Genomic DNA, 18,975 nt, shown 5'->3' with positions numbered 1-18,975 from the left:
GCCCGCCCCCGGCCGGGCATGGGCCACGATGGGTCCATGCCCACACGCCCCTCCGCGCCCTTCACCCCGCTCGACTTCCAGCTCGTGCTGCTGCGCCGCATGGCCGACCACAACCCCGACCTCGTCGAGGACGCCCGGCGCGCCCTCGGCGTCTCCATCGGCGAGATGCGCGAGGCCAACCGGCGCTGGCAGGCGATGGTCCGCTCGCCCCGCTCCCGCGCGGCCGCCGCCCGCTACCGCTCGGTGCTCGGTGAGCCGGAGGCCACCGCGGACCGCGCCATCGGCGACCTGCGCTGCCGGGCCCTGCTGTGGCCGGTGCCGCTCTGGCCCGACCTGCGCTTCGAGGTGCTGCTCGCCCCGGACGGCGCGGTGTGGAACGCCTGGCTGGTGCGCGCCCCCGGCGCCCCGCCCCCGGCCCTGCGCACCCTCGCCGACCTCACGCCGTGGTCCTGCACGGTCGACGAGGCGGCCCGCGCCTTCGCCCCGGCCCGGCCGATGGAGGGCACGGCGCCGACGCGGTGGCGGCTCGCGTTCAGCGGCCCGGACGACGAGGGCTCCCCGCCGCGGCCGTGCGTGGCGGAGTTCACCTGGGGGCTGCTGCAGCGGGTGTCGTTCCCCGACCGGCCCTAGCCGACCGCCTTGACGATCCGCTCGGCGACCGTGGCGAGCGAACCGGGGTGCTCGGCCAGGAAGAGGTTCGGCTCGATGAGCTCCAGCTCCATCACGCACGGCGCGCCGTCGTCGCCGTCGACCAGGTCCACGCGGGCGTACAGCGGCTCGGCCGCGCCGGGCACGGCGGCCAGGGCCTGCTCCGCGACGGCGAGTTCGGCGTCAGTGGCCTGCCAGACGCGGACGTCCGGGTGCGCGGTCCTGGCCGCGTCGTACGCGATGCCGGGCGTGAGGACCGGTCCCTTGCGGATGGCGTGCAGGTGGCTGCCGCCGAAGAAGATCAGGGCGCGCTCCCCGGTGGTGTCGATGCGGGGCATGTAGGGCTGCACCACGGCGGTGAGCCCGGCGGCGCCGAGCCGGGCCAGGTGGTCGCGGGCGGTGCCCTGCTCGCCGGGCAGGTGGCGGGCGGCGAGCAGGGACCCGGCGCCGACAGTCGGCTTGATGACGAACTCCCGGTCGGGCAGGGCGCCTTCAAGGTCCTCGCCGGGTGCCACGTACGCCGTCGGCACGGTGGGCACCCCGGCCGCCGCGAGGTCGCCCAGGTACCGCTTGTCGGTGTTCCAGCGCACGACGTCCGCCGGGTTGGCGAGCACCGTCAGACCCGCGACGCGGTCGGCCCACGCCGTGAACTCGGCGACGCGCTCGATGTAGTCCCACGTCGAGCGGATGAGGACGAGGTCGTAGGCGCCCCAGTCGGCGTCCGGGTCGTCCCAGTACTCGGCGCGGGCCGTGGCACCGGCCTCGCCGAGGGCCCGTACCAGGCGCGGCAGGTCGCGGTCGGTGACGATGTCGGGGCGGGGCCGGTAGGTGGCAAGGGCGACGGCGACGGCCACGGGCGCTCTCCTCGGATACGCGCGGACGATCCGGGTGATCGGCCGCGCGCAGGCTAACGCGCACCGGCCGGGCACGGAAAGCGAATTGAGACACGGGCCACACCGCGGCCCGGGCCCCGGGACCCCGGACCGGAAGGCGGCGCCGGCTCCCCTCGTCCCAGGGGAGGCGGCGCCGCCATGACACCGGATACCCGCCGATCCGGGGGGAACGCCTGTGACGAACGCTTGTGACGCACGCTTGGGATTCCGGACGGGCGAGAGGGGACGCGGCCGGGGGGCTTGCAGGGGCGGGGCGCTGGATAGGTTGGCGGTGGAACTGATCGTCGGCGGCCGTCGCGGACGCCGGTGGTCGCGCGGCCCCGAGGACATGACATACGGAGGACGACTCGTGGAACCCGAACCCCTCTTCCCCGCCCTGACGGCGCCGGGGGACGCCCCGGCCCTGCGGTTCGGCGACCGGGAGCTGACGTACGCCGGACTCGCCGCGAGCGCGGGCGCGTTGGCCGGGCGGCTCACCGAGGCGGGCGCGACCCGCGTGGCCGTGTGGGCGACCCCGGCCCTGGAGACGGCGGTCGGCGTGGTGGCGGCGCTGCTCGCGGGGGTGCCCGCGGTGCCGCTCAACCCCAGGTCGGGCGAGCGGGAGCTGGCGCACATCCTCGGTGACAGCGAGCCGTCGCTGGTGCTCGCGGCGCCCGGGGACGACCTCCCGCCGGCCCTTGCCGCCGTGGCCCGCCTGGACGTGGCCGCGACCGCCCCGCCCGGCACCGCCGCCCCGGCACCGCGCGCGGTGCCGGCCGGCGCTCCCGCCCTCATCGTCTACACCTCGGGCACCACGGGCCCGCCGAAGGGCGTGGTCCTGCCCCGGCGCGCGCTGTCCGCGACGCTCGACGCGCTCGCCGACGCCTGGCAGTGGACGGGCGACGACGTCCTGGTGCACGGGCTCCCGCTGTTCCACGTCCACGGCCTGATCCTCGGCGTCCTCGGCCCGCTGCGGCGCGGCGGCTCGGTGCGGCACCTGGGCCGGTTCAGCACGGAGGGGGTGGCGCGGGAGCTGGCCGGCGGGGCGACGATGCTGTTCGGCGTGCCGACGATGTACCACCGCATCGCGGAGGCGCTGCCCGACGAGCCCGGCCTCGTCAAGGCTCTCGCGGGCGCACGGCTCCTGGTGTCCGGCTCGGCGGCGCTGCCGGTGCACGACCACGAGCGCATCGCCTCCGCCACGGGGCGGCGCGTCATCGAGCGGTACGGGATGAGCGAGACGCTCATGAACACGAGCGTCCGCGCGGACGGCGAGGCGCGCGCGGGCACGGTGGGCGTGCCGCTGCCGGGCGTCGAACTCCGCCTCGTCGACGAGGCGGGCCAGGAGATCTCCGGCACCGGCCCGGAGGCGGTCGGCGAGATCCAGGTGCGCGGCCCGAACCTGTTCACCGAGTACCTCAACCGCCCCGACGCGACCGCGGAGGCCTTCGCGGAGGGCGGCTGGTTCCGTACCGGGGACATGGCGGTGCGCGACCCCGACGGCTACGTCCGCATCGTCGGCCGCAAGGCCACCGACCTCATCAAGAGCGGTGGCTACAAGATCGGGGCCGGGGAGATCGAGAACGCGCTCCTCGAACACGAGGGCGTGCGCGAGGCCGCCGTCACCGGGGAGCCGGACCCCGACCTGGGCGAGCGCGTGGTCGCCTGGATCGTCCCCGCCGACCCCGACGCCCCGCCCTCCCTCGCCGCCCTGGCCGACCACGTGGCCTCCCGCCTGGCCCCCCACAAGCGCCCTCGCGTGGTCCACCACCTGGACGCGCTGCCGCGCAACGACATGGGCAAGGTCCTCAAGCGAGGCCTGACGGCCCAACCCTGACCCCGGGCCGGTCCCACCCACCCGCCCTTCATCGGCCTCCGGCCTCGTCCTCAAACGCCGGACGGGCTGGAGCCGTCCCGCGTCCCACCGTCGTCGACTGCCGGTGCGTTTCCCCACCCACCCACCCTTCCATCGGCCTGGCGGCCTCGTCCTCAAACGCCGGACGGGCTGGGAGTGTCCGCCGCGCGCCGTCGTCGGCTGACCGTGATCCACCACAGGCGGGCACCCGACGACGGCGAGTCGAGGACATCTCAGCCCGTCCGGCGTTTGAGGACGAGGCGCGGAGCGCCAACAACGGGGGAAAGGGGCGAAGCCCCAGACGAGAAGGGCGGCAGCCCTCGGTTTCGGGAAGGGGTGGGGCTGGGGCGCCACCCGCGAGGCTTCCCGTGGGCGTCGGCCTCGGTCAGAATGTGCTCCCGGTGACCGAACGACGGGGGCGGTATGGACGGCGGGCTGGTCGAGTTCACGACGGACAGCGGCGCGCGGGTGGCCGTCGCCCTCGACCCCGAGGACATGGACGGCGTCCGCCTGGTCTCGCGCGGCGACGGCCCCGCCCAGGCCGCCCGCACCTTCGAGTCCACCCTGGACAGCGCGCGTGCGGCCGCCGAGGCGGCGCTGCGGGTGTTCCGGGACGGCACGCTCAAGCCGGACTCCGTGGAGATCGAGTTCGGCGTACGGATGACCGCGGAGGCCGGGGCGGTCCTGGTCAAGGGATCCGCCGAGGGGCACCTGCTGGTGCGGCTCGCCTGGTCACCGGAGAAGGACCGTCCGGCCCCCGCCGGCCAGGAGTCCCCGACCAACCAGGAGTCTCCCACCGGTCCGGAGTCCCCTGCCACCCCCTGACCGGGGCGCCGGGCCCCCGCCCGTGCGGCAGCCCCCGCGCCCGGCCGCCGGGGTTCAGGCTTGCGGGTCGCGGGCGTCGTACCGCAGGAAGGCGCGCCAGCGCAGGACCAGCAGGCCCACCGCGACCACGCACGCGACGCCGCCGCCGACGATCGCCACCCGGGGCGAGGCCAGGTCGCCGACCGTGCCGGCGAGGAAGTCGCCGAGGCGGGGGCCGCCCGCCACGACGACGATGAACACGCCCTGCAGCCGCCCGCGCATCGCGTCCGGCGTGGCCGCCTGGAGCATCGTGCTGCGGAACACCATGGAGACCGTGTCGGCGGCGCCCGCCAGGGCGAGGAAGACGACGCCGAGCCACAGGTCGCGGGTGAGGCCGAAGACGGCGACGGCCGTGCCCCAGCCCGCCACCGACAGGGCGATGGCGAACCCGTGGTGGTGGACGCGGCCCAGCCAGCCGGAGAACACGCCGCCGAGCAGCGCCCCCACGGCGGGCGCCGCCGCGAGCAGGCCCGCCGTCTTCGCGTCACCGCCGTACCAGACGACGGCGACGGCGGGGAACAGCGCGCGCGGGTGCGCGAGCACCATCGCGCACATGTCGGTGAAGAACGTCATGCGCAGGTTGGGGCGGGTGGCGAGGAAGCGCAGCCCGTCGACGACCGAGGCCCGGCGCCGCTTGCCGCCGCCCGCCGCCGCGCCGTCGCCCTTGGTGCTGGTGTCGGTGCCGGAGCCGTCGTCGCCGGGGAGCATCGACGGCAGCCGCCACATCGCGTACAGCGCGGCGGTGAAGGTGACGGCGTCGATGGCGTACGCCGCCTGGTAGCCCCACAGGCCGACGATGACGCCGCCCAGCATGGGGCCGACGGTGGTGCCGGACGTCGTGGTCAGGGAGTTCAGGGCGTTGGCTGCGGGGAGCTGCTCGGGCGGCAGCAGGCGCGGGACCATCGCGGTGCGGGCGGGCGAGTTGAGGGCGCCGCACGTCGCCTGGAGCGCGACCACGCCGTACAGGAACCACACGTGGTGGAAGTCCACGAAGGCCGCCGCCGCGAGGACGAAGGACAGCGCGCACAGCCCGGCCGCCGAGTACAGGCCGAGCTTGCGGCGGTCCACGGTGTCCGCGATCGCGCCCCCGTACAGGCCGAAGACGACGAGCGGGACGAGGGAGAACAGGCCGACCAGGCCGACGGAGAAGCTGGACCCGGTGATGTCGTACACCTGGAGGGACACCGCGAGCGCGGTCATCGCCTGGCCGACCCAGGAGACGGTGTTGCCGATCCACAGGCGCCGGTAGTCGGCGGAGGTCCGCAGCGGGGTCAGGTCGGCGAGGATGCGGCGCTTGGGCGGCGGGGCGCCGGACCCCCCGTCGGGCCCTCCTCCGGACCCCCCTTCGGGCCCCCCTTCGGACTTCCCTTCGGACCCTCGTCCGGTGGGCGCGCCCGAAGCCTCCCCGGGAGGTGCACCGGGTCCCCTCCCGGGAGGTCCGCCGGGCCCTTCGCCGGCGGGTGTGCCGGGGTGTTCCACGGCGGGTGTGCCGGGTTGCTCCACGGCGGCCGCACCGGGCGCCTCCCCGGGTATGCCGGACCCCTCACCGTCAGTCGCGTCATCCGTCTTCGCTCGTGTCACACGGGATGGTAACCGGCGGCCGACGGGACCCGGCCAGGGATTTCCCGCGCGGTACGGGTGCCCCGCGCGGGCACGGAACACCCGCACGGCCGCTCCCCGCACGGCCCATCCCGGCATGCGCGGCGGCCCGGAGCCTCGGAGGATGCGGAGCAAGGCCCACCGCCCGGTGGGCCCCCGCGTGCTCTCGGGAGGATCCGCCGTGACCGTCAGTCTGGAACAGCTTCGCCGCTGCCACATCGGCGTCGACCTCGGTGCGGCCCGCACGCGCGTGTTCGTGAAGGGGGCCGGGCTCGTCGTCGACGAGCCGAGCGTCGCCGCCGTGAACACGCGCACGGGCGCGCTCATCGCGGTCGGACAGCTCGCGGAGCAGATGACGGGCCGTACCCCCGGCTACATCCGGGTGGTGCGCCCCGTGTCCGGCGGCACGGTCGTCGACATCCAGATGGCGCAGCGCATGGTACGCAGCCTGCTCGGCGAGAAGCTGCGCCGCGCCCTGCGCCGCAAGCCGCTGCTGCGGGCCGCCGCGTGCACCCCCCACGACGCGGACCCGCTCGCGCAGCGCGCCACCGTCGAGACACTGGTGGGCCTCGGCGCGCGGCGGGTGGAGCTGGTGGACACGCTCATCGCGGCGGCGGTCGGCTGCGGCCTGCCCGTGGAACAGCCGGAAGCGACCATGATCATGGTGTGCGGGGCCGCGGCCACGCAGATCGCGGTGCTCTCCCTCGGCTCCATCGTCACCGCCGAGCGGATCCCGGTGGGCGGCGAGGCCATCGACCACGCGATCGTCCAGCACCTGCGCCACCAGCACGAGCTGATGCTGCCCTCCCAGTCGGTACGGCCGCTGCAACTCGCCCTGCACGGCAACGGCCTGACCCCGCAGGGCCCGGAGTCCACCGAGATCCACGGCCGGGACGTGGCCACGGGTCTCGCCCGCTCCGTCCGCGTCGACACGGCGGCCGTCCGCGACGCCATCCACACCCCGCTCACCGCCGTGCTCGACGGCATCGGCAAGGTGCTGCGCGACTGCCCGCCGGACCTGGTGGCCGACCTCGCCGACCGGGGCATCACGATGGTCGGCGGCAGCGCGCTGCTCCCGGGCCTCGACCAGATGCTGCGCGACGCCACGGGGATGCCCGTACGCATCGCGGAACGGCCCGAGGTGTGCGCGGTCCTCGGCCTGGGCGCGATGCTGGAGGGCAAGATCCAGCCGCTGGTCCTGTCCCCCCTGACCGGGAGCTGACGGGCCGCACGCCCGCGGCCTCCCCCGGCGGGGACCGGCCGCCCGCTCCTTCCTCCTGGCCCACGGGAGTACGCCGCCGCCATGACCGACGACGCCGGCGGGCCCTCGCTGCCGCTGCTCCTGGACGCGGTCCTGAGCGTCGGCACGGAGCTCGCCCTCCGCCCCACCCTCCAGCACGTCGTGGACAGCGCCACCGCCCTGACCGGGGCCCGCCGCGGCGTCCTGCGCGTCTCGGCGGCGGAGAGCGGGCGGGCGGAGCTGTTCCGGGCGGGCGGGGGCGGGGATGTGCGCGGACATGGGCGGGGGGATGTGCGCGGACATGGGCAGGGGGACGTCCGTGGAGATGGGCGGGGGGATGTGGTGAGCGTTCCCATTCGCGTCGGGGACGAGGAGTTCGGCCGGCTGCACCTCACGCACGCGCCCGGCGGCGTCTTCACGGACGAGGACCGCGACCTGCTGCGGGTTCTGGCGAGCCAGGCGGGCATCGCGGTCGGCAACGCCCGCCTGTACGAGACCGCCCGCCAGCGCGAACGCTGGATCGAGGGCGCGGCGGCGGTCACCACCGCCCTGCTCACCGGCGAGGCCGCGGCGGACGCCCTGATGACGGTGGCCCAGCAGGCCCGGCTCCTCGCGGACGCGGCGGCGGGGGTCGTGCTCCAGCCCACCGAGGAGGGCGGCATGCGGATCGTCGCGGCGGCGACGGACGGGGAGCAGGGGCCGGGGGGTGAGCTGGGGCCAGGGGGTGAGCAGGGGCGGGAGTCGCGGCAGGGGCAGCGGCGGCATCCCGCGGCCGCCGCGCAGAACGACCTCATCGGCACCACCATCGAGCCCGGCAGCGCCGTACTGGAGCAACTCCTCGGCGGCCAGCCCGTGTTCGTCGAGGACTCCGCGACCGACCCCCGGATGACGACCCGCGTGCGGTCGAGGTTCGGGCCGAGCATGATGCTGCCGTTGCAGGCCGGGGGCCGGCTCATCGGCACGCTGGCGCTGCCGCGCCGCCGGGGCGAGCGCCCGTACACGGCGGTGGAACGGCTGCTCGCCACGCAGTTCGCCTCCCAGGCGGCGCTCGCCCTCGTCCTGGCCGACGCCCAGCAGTCGCGGCAGCGCCTGGCCGTGTTCGAGGACCGCGACCGGATCGCCCGGGACCTGCACGACCTCGTGGTCCAGCGGCTGTTCGCGACCGGCATGATGCTGGAGTCGACGCGGCGCCGGGCCACGGACGCGCCGGTGCGGGCGGCCCTGGACCAGGCCGTGGACGAGCTGGAGTCGACGATCCAGGAGGTGCGGACGGCGATCTTCGCCCTGCAGCAGCCGCCCGCCGAGGCGCCCACGACGTTCCGGGGGAAGGTGCTCAAGGAGACGGCGGGGGCGGGGGCGGTGCTCGGGGTGCAGCCGTCCGTGCGCTTTGCGGGGGCCGTGGACACGCAGGTGACGGAGGCCGTGGCGAAGCAGCTCGTCGCCGCGTTGCGGCGGGCTCTGGCGGCGGCGGCCCGGCGGGGCGGGGTGACGCGGGTGGAGGTGGTGGTGGAGGTGGGGGTGGCGTTGCCGGACGGGCGGGAGGGGGTGCGGCTTGTCGTCTTCGACGACGGAAGCTGTGACGGGGCGGACGGGGGTACGACGGTGACGTGGCAGGCCCCGCTGTAGCCCCGGCGGGCCCTCGCGGGGGCGCCCCAGTCCCGCCCCTTTCCCGAAACCCGGGGCTGCCGCCCCTGGACCCCGCTTTTTCGGCGCTCCGCGCCTCGTCCTCAAACGCCGGACGGGCTGAAATACCCTGCCCCGGGGCCTGCGAACACACCAGGGCGATACGGGTGGGCGGGTGGGAAAGCACCCCGCCGCGCCAGCGGCGGGGGAGGTCCGCGGCGGCCCGCAGCCGCCAGGTCGGGGCCCAGCCCGCGCACCGGGGCCGCACGGGTGGGCGGGTGGGAAAGCGAGGCCAAGGCCCCCGCGCTCAGCGGGCCCCGGCCCCGGCCCTGGCGAAGGAGCGGGCACTGGGGACCAGGGCCGCCACCGCGGGGGCGGCGAAGCACAGGCCCGCGCAGACGGCCAGGACGGGGCCCGGTCCGAAGTGGTCGATGGCCGGGGCGATCAACGCGAGCCCGGCGGGCGCGAGGCCGTACGACAGCATGAAGTCGAGGGAGGACACCCTGGCCAGCTTGTCGGGCGCGACCTCGCGCTGGGTGGCGGTGAACCACGGCACGTTGAACAGTTCGATGCCCACCCCGGCCACGGCGTACGCGGCGACGACGACCACCCAGTGCACCGGCAGCACCAGGCTGAGCGGCGCGAAGCCGTAGAGGGCGAGGCCCGCGAGGGCGGCCCAGCCCTGGGCGCGCGGCCGCCAGCGGGCGACGACCAGGGCGCCGCCGAGGGCGCCGAGCGTGTACGCGGTCATCGCGGCGGCCAGTACCACCTCGGTGTCGTACTTGTCGCGGCTGACGAGCGGGAGGGCGACGCCGGTGGCCGAGTAGCCGGTGGCGATGACGACGGTGAGGGCGCCGAGCCCGGCGAGGAACCACGGGTGCCGCCGCGCCTCGCGCAGCCCCTCGGCGAACTCGGCGGCGAAGGAGGCCCGGGTCCCGGGCTCCCCCGCCCCGGGGCGGGTGCCCGCGCCGGGCCCCGGCACCAGCGCCGCCGCCAGCCACAGCAGGCCGATGCCGAGCAGCAGCGCCCAGGTGTCGAGGACGACGGCGAGCAGCGCGGTGAGGGACGGTCCGGCGAGGGTGGTGGCCCGGACGGAGAGGGTCATCGCGGCGTTGGCGGCCTGGCGCCGCTCCTCGTCGACGACTTCGGCGGTCAGGGCCTGGAAGGCGGGGCGGCACGCGCCCTGCCCGGCGCCCGCGACCACGGCCGCGGCGAGCGCGAGCGGCAGTGAGCGGCCGAGCCCGGCCGCGAGGAGGGGTGTGGCGGCCGCGGCGGCCAGGCCCGCCCAGAGCACGACGCCGCGCCGCGAGTACCGGTCGGCGAGGACGCCGCCGACGGCGACCGCGACGAGGAAGCCCGCGGTGCGGGCGGCGAGCAGCAGGCCGAGGGTGCCCGCGCCTATGGTGCGGTCGAGGACGGCGAGCCCGAGCACGAAGGGCAGCGCCCAGGTCGCGAGCCCGGACGCGGTGGTGCCCGTCCAGAGCCGCAGGAAGGCGGGGTCCCGCAGGACGCCGCGCCGGGCGGCGGTCGCCGGGGGCTCCCCTCCGGCTCCCTCGGCGTGCTCGGCCGTGTGCGTTGGCGTGGTCGCCACGTGACGTACTCCTCTGCTGTCGCCCGCGCGGGGTCGCGCGGGTCTTGGACGGTGCCGTCCGCGCGGGCCGCGCGGATCTCGAAATCGTTATGCGGAGGCGCGGCGACACCCAAGTGCCGCCGCCCGTACCGGAGTTGCCCGGTGCCGATCGGCGGTCGCCGCTCGGCCACGGTCACCCCCGTGAACGTTAATGAAAATGATTGCCATTACAGTACCCTTGTCGCGTCCCACCCCACGACCGGAGGTCCCATGCGTCACCCCGCCCGCCTCGGCATAGCCGCCCTGGCCCTCTCCCTCACGGCCGTCGGCTGTTCGTCCGGCGACGGCGACGGCGGCACGTCGGACGGCGCGGCGGCCGCCGCCCGCAAGACGACCGTCACGAGCTGCGGCAAGAAGCTGAGCTTCGACGGGCCGCCGAAGCGCGCCGTGGCCCTGGACCAGTCGTCCACGGAGGTGCTGCTCGCGCTCGGCCTGGAGAAGCGCATGGCCGGTACGTCCAACCTCAAGACGAAGATCGCGCCGGAGTACCGGGCCGCGTACGACAAGGTCGACGTGCTCAGCCCGAAGATCCTCACCGGCGAGCAACTGCGCGCCGCCACCCCGGACTTCACCCTCGGCGGCTTCACGGACTACTTCACCAAGGACCGCGTCGGCACCCGCGAGGAGCTGGCGGAGCTCGGCCTGCCGTCGTTCGTGAGCGCCGTGGACTGCCCGAAGCAAAACACGGCGGGCGGCAAGGCCAGGTCGCCCTTCGAGCTGCTCTTCCAGGACTACACCGACCTCGGGCGGGTCTTCGGCGTCGAGGAGCGCGCACGGCAGCTCGTGAAGCGGCAGCGCGCCACGCTCGCCGAGGCGGCGCGGACCAAGGCCGGCGTCAAGGGCGAACCGAGCGTCGTGTGGGTGTACTCCGTGTACGGCGACACCCCCTACGTCGCGGGGAAGTCGGCGATCCCCAGCGAGATGAGCCGCCTGGTCGGCGCGCGCAACGCCTTCGACGACGTCGACGAGGACTGGCCGCAGGTCACCTGGGAGGAGGTCGCCAAGCGCAAGCCGGACTTCATCGTGGTCGGCGACCTGTCCGAGCGCGGCAAGCCGGGCGACAGCGCCGCGGACAAGCTGAGGGCGATCCGCGCCAACCCGGTCATGGCGAAGCTCCCCGCGGTGGAGAAGAAGCGGTTCGTGGAGATCCCCGGCACGGAGATGGACCCGTCGGTCCGGGCCTCCGGCGCGCTGCCGCGGCTCGTCGCGGGGATGAAGGACCTCGGGTATGTCCGCTAGCCCGGACGTACCGGGCACCGTCGGCGTCCCCGCCGGTGCCCCGGCGCCCGCCCCCGTCCCCGGGCTGCCGGGCGGGCACCGCGTACCGGACCTGCTGCACCCGTCGGCGCGCGACCCGCGGATCACGACCGCCGCAGTCGCCGCGACCGCCGCGGCGGCCCCCGGTTCCGTACGGACCGCCGTGCGCGGGGCCGGGACCCGGGCCGGGACCCGGGCCGGGATCTTCCTCCTGGCCGTGCTCGCCCTCGTCGCGTCCGCCGCCGTCTCCGTGCGCATCGGCACCACCGACGTCCCGTACGGCGACGTCGGGCGCAGCGTCGGCTTCCACCTGGGCCTGGGCACCGAGCCGCTGCCGCCGCTCGTGGACTCGCTCATCTGGGAGCTGCGGGTGCCGCGCGTGCTGATGGCCGCGCTGGTCGGCGCCGCGCTCGCGGTGTGCGGCGCGGCGCTCCAGGCCGTCACGCGCAACGCCCTCGCCGACCCCTACCTCCTCGGCATCTCCTCGGGCGCCTCGACCGGTGCCGTCGCCGTCGTGGTGCTCGGCGTCGGGGCGGGGTCGCTCGGGGTGACCGGGGGCGCGTTCGTGGGCGCGCTGGTGTCGTTCGCGCTGCTGATGCTGCTGTTGCGGCGCGGCGGGCTCGACTCGGTGCGGATCGTGCTGACCGGCGTCGTGGTGGCGCAGCTCTTCACGGCGCTCACCTCGCTCGTCCTGATGGCATCCGGCGACGCGGAGATGGTCCGGGCGATCACGCAGTGGCTGCTCGGCTCCATGGCTCCGGCGCGCTGGGACGCGGTGGCGGTGACGGCGGCCGTGACCGCGGCGGGCCTGCTCGTCCTGTGGCTCAACTCCGCCGCCCTGGACGCCTTCTCGTTCGGCTCCGACACCGCATCGTCACTCGGCGTCGACGTGCGCGTGACGCGCTGGGTGCTGCTCGTGGTGACGTCCCTGATGACGTCGGTGGCCGTCGCGACCGTGGGCGCGATCGGGTTCGTCGGACTGATCGTGCCGCACGGCGTACGGTTCCTCGTCGGGCCCCGGCACCGGGTGCTGCTGCCGCTGTCGGCGCTGGTGGGCGCGGTGTTCCTGGTGTGGACGGACGCGCTCGCGCGGGTCGCGTTCAGCCCGCAGGAGGTGCCCGTCGGCGTCTTCACGGCGCTGCTCGGCGTGCCGCTGTTCCTGCTGGTGCTGCGCAGGCGGGGGGAGCTGTGAGGATCACCGCCGAGCACCTGAGCTGGGCGGTCGCGGGCAGGGCGGTCGTCGACGACGTGTCCCTGGACGTGGCGCCCGGCGAGACCGTCGGCCTGATCGGCCCCAACGGCTCGGGGAAGTCCTCCCTGCTGCGGTGCCTCGCCGGGCTGCGCACCCCCGCCGCGGGCACCGTACGGTACGACGGGGAGCCGATCCGCGGCTGGAGCGCGCGGCGGATCGCCCGGCGCGTGGCCTTCGTGGAGCAGGCCGCCGACACCGACGGCGACCTGCGGGTCGCGGACGTGGTGGGCCTCGGCCGCACCCCGTTCGGCGACCGGTGGCGCGGGCCCGACGCCCACGACCGGGCCGTCGTCGACGCCGCCCTGGCGCGGCTCGGGCTGACCGCGCTGCGCGACCGCGCCTGGAAGGCCCTGTCGGGCGGGGAGCGCCAGCGCGCCCACATCGCCCGCGCGCTCGCCCAGCAGCCGTACGCCATCCTGCTCGACGAGCCGACCAACCACCTCGACGTGAAGCACCAGTTGGAGCTCCTGGCCCTGCTCGCGGGCACGGACCAGACCGTCCTGGTGGCGCTGCACGACCTGTCGCTGGCCGCCCGCCACTGCGACCGGCTGCTCCTGCTGGGCGCCGGGCGCCTCGTCGCCGCCGGGCCGCCGAAGGACGTCCTGACGCCGGAGCTGCTCGCGGAGGTCTTCGAGGTGGACGCCGAGACCGGCCCGGACGCCCTCGGCCACCTCGCGGTCAGCTACCGCGGGACGCTCGCCCCCCTCTCCCCCGCCCCGGATCCCGCCCCGGGCTCCTCCATACCCCTCCCCGCCAACCCCTGTACGGACAAGGACAGTTGATGGACACCACGGCCACCGGCCCCGACCTGGTGCGGCAGTTGCCGCCGCCGCTGCCCGCCGAGCGGATCGTCGCGCTCAACCAGCCCAAGCAGGACCTGCACACCACCCGCGCCTACGAGTGGAACGGCTGGACCTTCGACGTGCCGCCGGGCGTCTTCCTGCCCGGCTGGACCAGCCGGATGATCCACGAGCGGATCCTCGACGGCCGCATCGAGACCCGCGGGCGCCGCTACGGCGCGATGGGGGCCGGGCTCGGCGTCGAGGCCGTCGCCGCCGGGGTGCGCGGGGCCCGCGAGGTCTACGCGATGGACGTGCACGCCACGAGCGTCGCCACCGCCGCCCGGCACTACGCCCGCCTGGTCGGCCCCCGGGACGGCACCGCCTTCCTGCCCGCCGCGGGCGACCTCTTCGACGGGGTGCCGCCCGGCACCCGCCTCGACGTCGTCACCTTCAACCCGCCCGCCGTCAGCCAGGCCGTGAGCGACGACCCCGACGTCGTCCGCAACACCTGCGTCGGCGCGCCGCTGCTCGCCCGCTTCTTCGCACAGCTCGCCGAGCGGGAGCTGCTGGCACCGGACGGCGAGGTGTACATCATCGCGTCCAACACGGCCGACCTGCGCACGATCGTCCAGGACGCCCAGGACCGGGGCTTCACCCCGCGCGTCGACCACGTCCGCGACTGGCGCGACGGCGTCCTCACCTTCCTCTTCGCCTTCACCCACGGGAGCCGGGCATGACGAGCACCGCGTACACGACGGATACGGCAGATACGGCAGATACGACGCATACGACGCATGCGACGGACATGGCAGACACGGCAGACGCGGCGGACACGAGGAAGACGGCAGGCATGGCAGACATGACGGACACGGCGGACACGGCGCGCCTCGCCGGGGTCGACGCGCTCCTTGCCGGGGTGCTGGCCGGTGAACACGGCCCCGATCCAGCGGAGTTGACCGCCACCAGCGTGTTCTGGGCACACCACGGCACCCGGCTGGCGGGCGGCGACGTCACCTACCTCAACCAGTACGTCCTCGTCCGCGTCGGCGGCGCCTTCGGCGGCTGCGCCTTCGAAGCGGGCGAACTCGACCCGGCCGTCTGCCGGGAGGCGTCGGGGAGCCCGCTCGCCACGCTCCTCAAGGAGGCGCCGACGCCGCTGCGCACGGCCGCCCTCGACGCCTATCTGGCCGCCGTCCGCCCGCACCGCGAGGCGCCCGGCGCGGAGCCGGTGACGCTGCCCGCCGGGCCGCCCGAGGTGCGCGCGGCCGCCCGGGACGCGGCCGTCGCGGGCCTGCTCGACATCGAGCGGGGTGCCAAGGTCGCGCTGATCGGCGTCGTCAACCCGCTGGTCGCGGCCATCCGCGAGCGCGGCGGCGACCCACTGCCCTGCGACTTCAACCTGCGTACGACGCAGTGGGGCGACCCGGTGAGCCGCGACATGCACGAGGTGCTCGACGCCGCCGACGCCGTCGTCGCCACCGGCATGACGCTCTCCAACGGCTCCTTCGACACGATCCTCGCCCGCTGCCGCGAGCGGGGCGTCCCCCTGGTCGTGTACGCGCAGTCCGGCAGCGCCGTCGCGCGGGCCTTCCTGGGCGCGGGCGTGACCGCCCTGTCCGCGGAGCCGTTCCCGTTCTCGCAGTTCAGCGCGGAGCCGACGGCCCTGTACCGGTACCGGGCCGCGGCGGGCGGGAAGGGCGGGGCATGACCGCCGCCCGTACGCGCCACGGGCCGCCGGGCCCGACCCCGGCCGGCGCCTCCGCAGGCACCGCCGCTCCGGAGGCCACCGCTCCGGAAGCCGCCGCGCCCGTCGGCACCGGGCACGCCGCCTGCCACCACGGCGAGATCCTCCAGGGCGTGTTCCTGGACGAGCGGGGGCGGCGGTGCGCGGGCCTGGTGACACTGCCGCTGGCCGGGCTCGGCACCCGCGCCCGGTTCGCCCGCCGTCCGGGCACCGACGAGGTCACGGTCGTCCCCGCCGACCGCACCAAGGCCTTGCGCGCGGCCACGTACGCGCTCGCCGAGTGCGCGACCCGCCGCCAGGAACCGCTGGACGGCGGCGAGCTGACCCTGGACGGCGACATCCCCGTCGGCCTCGGCATGGGCTCGTCCAGCAGCGACGTGATCGCGGCGGTGCGGGCCGTCGCCGACGCGTACGGCGTACGCCTGGCGCCGGAGGCCATCGCGCGGCTCGCGGTGCGCGCCGAACGCGCCTCGGACCCGCTGATGCTCGACGGCCGCCCGCTGCTCTTCGCCCAGCGCGAGGGGCGCGTCCTCGAGGAGCTGGGCGCGGCGCTGCCGCCCGCCCTCGTCGTCGGCTGCGCGCTCGGCGGCGGCCGTCCGGTGGACACCCTGGCGCTGCCCGCGCCCGCGGACGGCGGCTGCGCGGACAGCGACCGCGGCGGGGGCGGCGCCTGCGCGGACGACTCCGACGTCCGCGCGTACGAACGGCTGCGCGCCCTGCTGCGCCGCGCCGTCGCGGCGGCCGACCCGGTGCTGCTCGGCCACGTCGCCACGGAGAGCGCCCGGCTGCGCCAACGGGTCCTGCCGCACGCCGAGTTCGCGGCGCTCACCGAGATCGCGGGCCGCGTCGGTGCGGTCGGCGTCCAGGTCGCGCACAGCGGCAACGTGGCCGGGCTGCTCTTCGATCCGGCGGCACCGGACGCGCGCGGCCGGGTGCGCGACTGCGCCCGGGCCCTGCGGGCGGCCGGCCTCCCCGCCACGTACACCTTCCACACCCGCCCCTCCCCCGGCACCCCGCCCGTCCCCGGCGCCCGGGCCGCGGCGCCGCCCCCCGGCGCGCCCACCGCCCCCGGCACCCCTTCACCCACCAGCTTTTCCCCCACCAGCGAGGAGCCCCCGCATGGACGAGCACATCGCGGAAGCGATCGGCCGCCCCGACCTGATACGTGTCGACGACGGACTCATCTGCCTGCGCTTTGAGACCATGAAGGTCGTCTCGGCCCTCGCGGCCGTGCGCCACCTCCTCGACACCGGCGCCGTCCGCCCCGGCGCCACCCTGCTCGACAGCTCCAGCGGCATCTACGCCTACGCGCTCGCGCTCGCCTGCCACCGCTACGGCATGGGCTGCCACATCGTCGGCTCCACCACCGTCGACCACACCCTGCGCACCCAACTGGCCGTCCTCGGCGCCCGGTTGGAGCAGATGCCGCCGAGCGACGACCTGAAGCTGGACCAGAAGCGGCGCGTCGCCCGCGTCCACGAGATCCTGCGCGAGCACCCCGACCACTTCTGGATGCGGCAGTACCACGACGACATCCACTACCTCGGCTACCGCGCGGTCGCCGACCGCCTGTACGCGGAGGCGGGCGCCGACGGCGGCCTCACCCTCGTCGGCGGCGTCGGCTCGGGCGCCTCGACCGGGGCGCTCGCCCGCTATCTGCGCCGCCGCACCCCGGACGTGCGGCTCGTGGGCGTCCAGCCCTTCGGCAGCGTCACCTTCGGCAGCGAGCACGTCGCCGACCCGGAGATCATCATCGCCGGGATCGGCAGCTCCATCCCGTTCGCCAACGTCTCCCACGCGGCGTACGACGCCGTGCACTGGCTGTCCTTCGACACCGCGCTGGCCGGCAGCGTCGACCTGCTGCGGCGGCACGCCGTCTTCGCGGGCCTGTCCACCGGCGCGGGCTACGCGACGGCCCGCTGGGAACGCGCGCAGGCCCCCGGCCGCACCACGGTGTTCATCGCCGCCGACACCGGCCACCGCTACGTGGACACGGTCTTCGCCCGGCACGCCGAGGCGGCCCCGCTCGACACCCTCGCCCCGCGCACGGTCACGTCCCTGGACGAACTCGCCCTGCCCTGGGCCCGGATGGAGTGGGCGGGTGCGGCGGCCCCGGCCGCGGCGGTGGCGGGAACAGAGGGGGGCCGGGGGCCGTTGCAGCGGACGTAGAGATCCGTTCGGGGCGGGCGGGGTGTGGCGCAGCACCGCGAGGGCTGCCGGGAGGTGTGGTGGAGCACGGCGAGGATGACATCACCGAGGCCGCGCGGGCCGCGGTCCAGCGGCTCGTCACCGTGGACGCGACCCGCGGCGCCCGCGCGGCGGTGCCTCTGGTACGGGAGGCGCTGTGCCGGGTCGGGTACGGCGTACGGGGTGTGGGGGCGGGTCCGGGTCTGTGCCCGGGCCCGGGGCCGGGGCCGGATGGTGGTCGGTGCGCGGCGGGGGGTGAGGGGTGCGGGGGTGGTGGGGTCGCCGGGGCCGGCGGGCCTGCCGATGCCGATGGTGTCGGCCGAGCTGGTGGGACTGACCGTGTCGCCGCGGCCGGTGGAACTGGCGAGGACGGCGGGAATTGCTGGGGCGACCGGGCCGGCGAGGCCGGCCGAGTCGTCGGGGCCTGCGGGACTTGCTGCGGCGGCCGGGGTGGCGAGCCTGGCGGGGCTTTCGGGGCTGGTCCGGCCGACAGGGCTCGTCGGGCTGACGGGGCCGGTCGGGCCGACAGGGCTGGTAGGGCCTTCTGGGGCGGCGGGTTCGGCGGCGCCGACGAGGGCCGCAGCGCCGGTCGGGGGCGCGGCGCCGGTTGGGGGCGCGGCGCCGGTCGGGGGCGCGGCGCCGGTCGGGGCAGTGATCGTCTCGCCGCCCTCGCCGAGCTGTACGAGGTCGCCGGGTGGATCCTCTTCGACGCGGGCCACCACCGCGTCGCCCACCGGCTCAACGCCCGCGCCCTGGCCCTCGCCGAGCGGTGCGGCGACCGCTGGACGGCCCGCCTCACGCTCCTGAACGACAGCATGCTCCTGACCCACACCGGCCGCCCCCGCGCCGCGCTCGCCGCCGCCGCCCGCGCGCGGGGGCCGCGCACGCTGCCGCCCCGCGTGGCGGCCCTCGTCCTGATCCGCGAGGCGCACGCGACCGCGCTGCTCGGCGCCCGGCACGCGCCGCGCGAGCTGATCGGGCAGGCCGGGAGTCTCTTCCTCGACGGGGTCTCGCGCCGCGACCCGCCGTGGGCGTGGTGGCTCGACGAGGCGGAGCTGCTCGGCCACCGCGGCTGGGTCCTGGCCCGGTTGGGCGACACCCGCCGCGCGGTGCCCGCGCTGCACCGCGCGGCCACCGCCCCGGGGCCGTCCTACCGGCACCTGTTCACCGCCCAGTTGCTCGCGGCCCTCGTCCGGGCCGGGGCCTGGCGGGACGCCGAGCGCCTCGTCGCGGACCTGGCGCCGCGCGCCCGGACCATCGGCTCGGCCCGGACCACCGAGGTCCTCGGGCACCTCGCGCACCGCCTGCGCGAGCCGGGCGCCGCGCCCGGGTACCTGCGGGACGCCGCCGTGCACCTGCTGGAGTCGCTGCCCGCGCCCCGGGCCGGGGCGGCGCCCCCGCCGGACGGGCGCTAGGGCAGCC

General features: G+C 76.2%; 16 protein-coding genes. 13 read left to right on the top strand and 3 right to left on the bottom strand.

Annotation, left to right across the window (positions count from 1 at the left end; translation table 11 throughout):
- Positions 1-36 precede the first annotated feature (36 nt).
- A complete protein-coding gene (locus tag QK440_RS26910; RefSeq protein WP_282795810.1) occupies positions 37-630 on the top strand; it encodes a hypothetical protein in 594 nt (197 codons plus the stop codon).
- On the opposite strand, the gene QK440_RS26905 is transcribed toward QK440_RS26910, so the two are convergent.
- Complete coding sequence (locus QK440_RS26905; protein WP_282795809.1) at positions 627-1,502, bottom strand: hypothetical protein; 876 nt, start codon at positions 1,500-1,502, stop codon at positions 627-629. The genes QK440_RS26910 and QK440_RS26905 overlap by 4 nt on opposite strands.
- Positions 1,503-1,890: 388 nt before the next feature.
- On the opposite strand from QK440_RS26905, the gene QK440_RS26900 reads away from it, so the two are divergent.
- Both QK440_RS26900 and QK440_RS26895 read left to right on the top strand, forming a co-directional pair.
- Positions 1,891-3,357, top strand: a complete 1,467-nt coding sequence (locus QK440_RS26900; RefSeq protein ID WP_282795808.1) for an acyl-CoA synthetase — start codon at positions 1,891-1,893, stop codon at positions 3,355-3,357.
- 441 nt (positions 3,358-3,798) lie between these two features.
- Complete coding sequence (locus tag QK440_RS26895; RefSeq protein ID WP_282795807.1) at positions 3,799-4,200, top strand: CU044_2847 family protein; 402 nt, start codon at positions 3,799-3,801, stop codon at positions 4,198-4,200.
- A 54-nt stretch (positions 4,201-4,254) separates the two neighbouring features.
- On the opposite strand, the gene QK440_RS26890 is transcribed toward QK440_RS26895, so the two are convergent.
- Entirely contained in the window at positions 4,255-5,526 is a 1,272-nt protein-coding gene (locus QK440_RS26890; protein ID WP_282795833.1) for an MFS transporter, read from the bottom strand.
- A 493-nt stretch (positions 5,527-6,019) separates the two neighbouring features.
- Between QK440_RS26890 and QK440_RS26885 the strand changes: the two genes are divergently transcribed.
- Together QK440_RS26885 and QK440_RS26880 are read left to right on the top strand one after the other, a co-directional pair.
- Complete coding sequence (locus QK440_RS26885; RefSeq protein WP_282795806.1) at positions 6,020-7,060, top strand: rod shape-determining protein; 1,041 nt, start codon at positions 6,020-6,022, stop codon at positions 7,058-7,060.
- Positions 7,061-7,141: 81 nt separating this feature from the next.
- On the top strand, positions 7,142-8,704 hold the full coding sequence (locus QK440_RS26880) for a GAF domain-containing protein (protein ID WP_282795805.1): 1,563 nt from the start codon (positions 7,142-7,144) through the stop codon (positions 8,702-8,704).
- Between the two features lie 304 nt (positions 8,705-9,008).
- Here QK440_RS26880 and QK440_RS26875 read toward each other — a convergent pair whose 3' ends face one another.
- Positions 9,009-10,292, bottom strand: a complete 1,284-nt coding sequence (locus tag QK440_RS26875; protein ID WP_349239322.1) for an MFS transporter — start codon at positions 10,290-10,292, stop codon at positions 9,009-9,011.
- Positions 10,293-10,541: 249 nt separating this feature from the next.
- Between QK440_RS26875 and QK440_RS26870 the strand changes: the two genes are divergently transcribed.
- The 8 genes from QK440_RS26870 (at position 10,542) to QK440_RS26835 (ending at position 18,968) form a co-directional block, all read left to right on the top strand.
- On the top strand, positions 10,542-11,570 hold the full coding sequence (locus QK440_RS26870) for an ABC transporter substrate-binding protein (RefSeq protein ID WP_282795804.1): 1,029 nt from the start codon (positions 10,542-10,544) through the stop codon (positions 11,568-11,570).
- Positions 11,560-12,780 carry an iron ABC transporter permease gene (locus tag QK440_RS26865; RefSeq protein WP_282795803.1) on the top strand — a complete coding sequence of 407 codons (1,221 nt, stop codon included), beginning with the start codon at positions 11,560-11,562 and terminating at the stop codon, positions 12,778-12,780. The genes QK440_RS26870 and QK440_RS26865 overlap by 11 nt, the downstream gene beginning before the upstream one ends.
- Positions 12,777-13,622: an ABC transporter ATP-binding protein gene (locus QK440_RS26860; RefSeq protein ID WP_282795802.1), complete on the top strand. Its 846-nt coding sequence runs from the start codon at positions 12,777-12,779 to the stop codon at positions 13,620-13,622. The genes QK440_RS26865 and QK440_RS26860 overlap by 4 nt, the downstream gene beginning before the upstream one ends.
- The gene (locus QK440_RS26855) at positions 13,622-14,359 is read left to right on the top strand and encodes a methyltransferase (protein WP_282795801.1); all 738 of its coding nucleotides are present in this window, start codon (positions 13,622-13,624) and stop codon (positions 14,357-14,359) included. Before QK440_RS26860 ends, QK440_RS26855 begins: the two co-directional genes overlap by 1 nt.
- A 122-nt stretch (positions 14,360-14,481) precedes the next feature.
- Positions 14,482-15,330, top strand: a complete 849-nt coding sequence (locus QK440_RS26850; protein WP_282795831.1) for a DUF364 domain-containing protein — start codon at positions 14,482-14,484, stop codon at positions 15,328-15,330.
- On the top strand, positions 15,327-16,565 hold the full coding sequence (locus tag QK440_RS26845) for a GHMP kinase (protein ID WP_282795800.1): 1,239 nt from the start codon (positions 15,327-15,329) through the stop codon (positions 16,563-16,565). Before QK440_RS26850 ends, QK440_RS26845 begins: the two co-directional genes overlap by 4 nt.
- Complete coding sequence (locus QK440_RS26840) at positions 16,486-17,535, top strand: pyridoxal-phosphate dependent enzyme (RefSeq protein ID WP_282795799.1); 1,050 nt, start codon at positions 16,486-16,488, stop codon at positions 17,533-17,535. The genes QK440_RS26845 and QK440_RS26840 overlap by 80 nt, the downstream gene beginning before the upstream one ends.
- Before the next feature lie 833 nt (positions 17,536-18,368).
- Positions 18,369-18,968, top strand: a complete 600-nt coding sequence (locus QK440_RS26835; RefSeq protein WP_282795798.1) for a hypothetical protein — start codon at positions 18,369-18,371, stop codon at positions 18,966-18,968.
- Positions 18,969-18,975: the final 7 nt, after the last annotated feature.

This window comes from Streptomyces sp. CC224B, assembly GCF_030010595.1.
GTDB classification, from domain to species: domain Bacteria; phylum Actinomycetota; class Actinomycetes; order Streptomycetales; family Streptomycetaceae; genus Streptomyces; species Streptomyces longispororuber.
This window is presented reverse-complemented; position numbering and strand designations above follow the sequence as displayed.

Coding starts and splice junctions, on each gene's coding strand:
- QK440_RS26910 (WP_282795810.1), top strand. CDS start 37: ATGCCCACACGCCCCTCCGCGCCCTTCACCCCGCTCGACTTCCAGCTC.
- QK440_RS26895 (WP_282795807.1), top strand. CDS start 3,799: ATGGACGGCGGGCTGGTCGAGTTCACGACGGACAGCGGCGCGCGGGTG.
- QK440_RS26880 (WP_282795805.1), top strand. CDS start 7,142: ATGACCGACGACGCCGGCGGGCCCTCGCTGCCGCTGCTCCTGGACGCG.
- QK440_RS26870 (WP_282795804.1), top strand. CDS start 10,542: ATGCGTCACCCCGCCCGCCTCGGCATAGCCGCCCTGGCCCTCTCCCTC.
- QK440_RS26865 (WP_282795803.1), top strand. CDS start 11,560: ATGTCCGCTAGCCCGGACGTACCGGGCACCGTCGGCGTCCCCGCCGGT.
- QK440_RS26855 (WP_282795801.1), top strand. CDS start 13,622: ATGGACACCACGGCCACCGGCCCCGACCTGGTGCGGCAGTTGCCGCCG.
- QK440_RS26850 (WP_282795831.1), top strand. CDS start 14,482: ATGACGGACACGGCGGACACGGCGCGCCTCGCCGGGGTCGACGCGCTC.
- QK440_RS26845 (WP_282795800.1), top strand. CDS start 15,327: ATGACCGCCGCCCGTACGCGCCACGGGCCGCCGGGCCCGACCCCGGCC.
- QK440_RS26840 (WP_282795799.1), top strand. CDS start 16,486: ATGGACGAGCACATCGCGGAAGCGATCGGCCGCCCCGACCTGATACGT.
- QK440_RS26835 (WP_282795798.1), top strand. CDS start 18,369: ATGCTCCTGACCCACACCGGCCGCCCCCGCGCCGCGCTCGCCGCCGCC.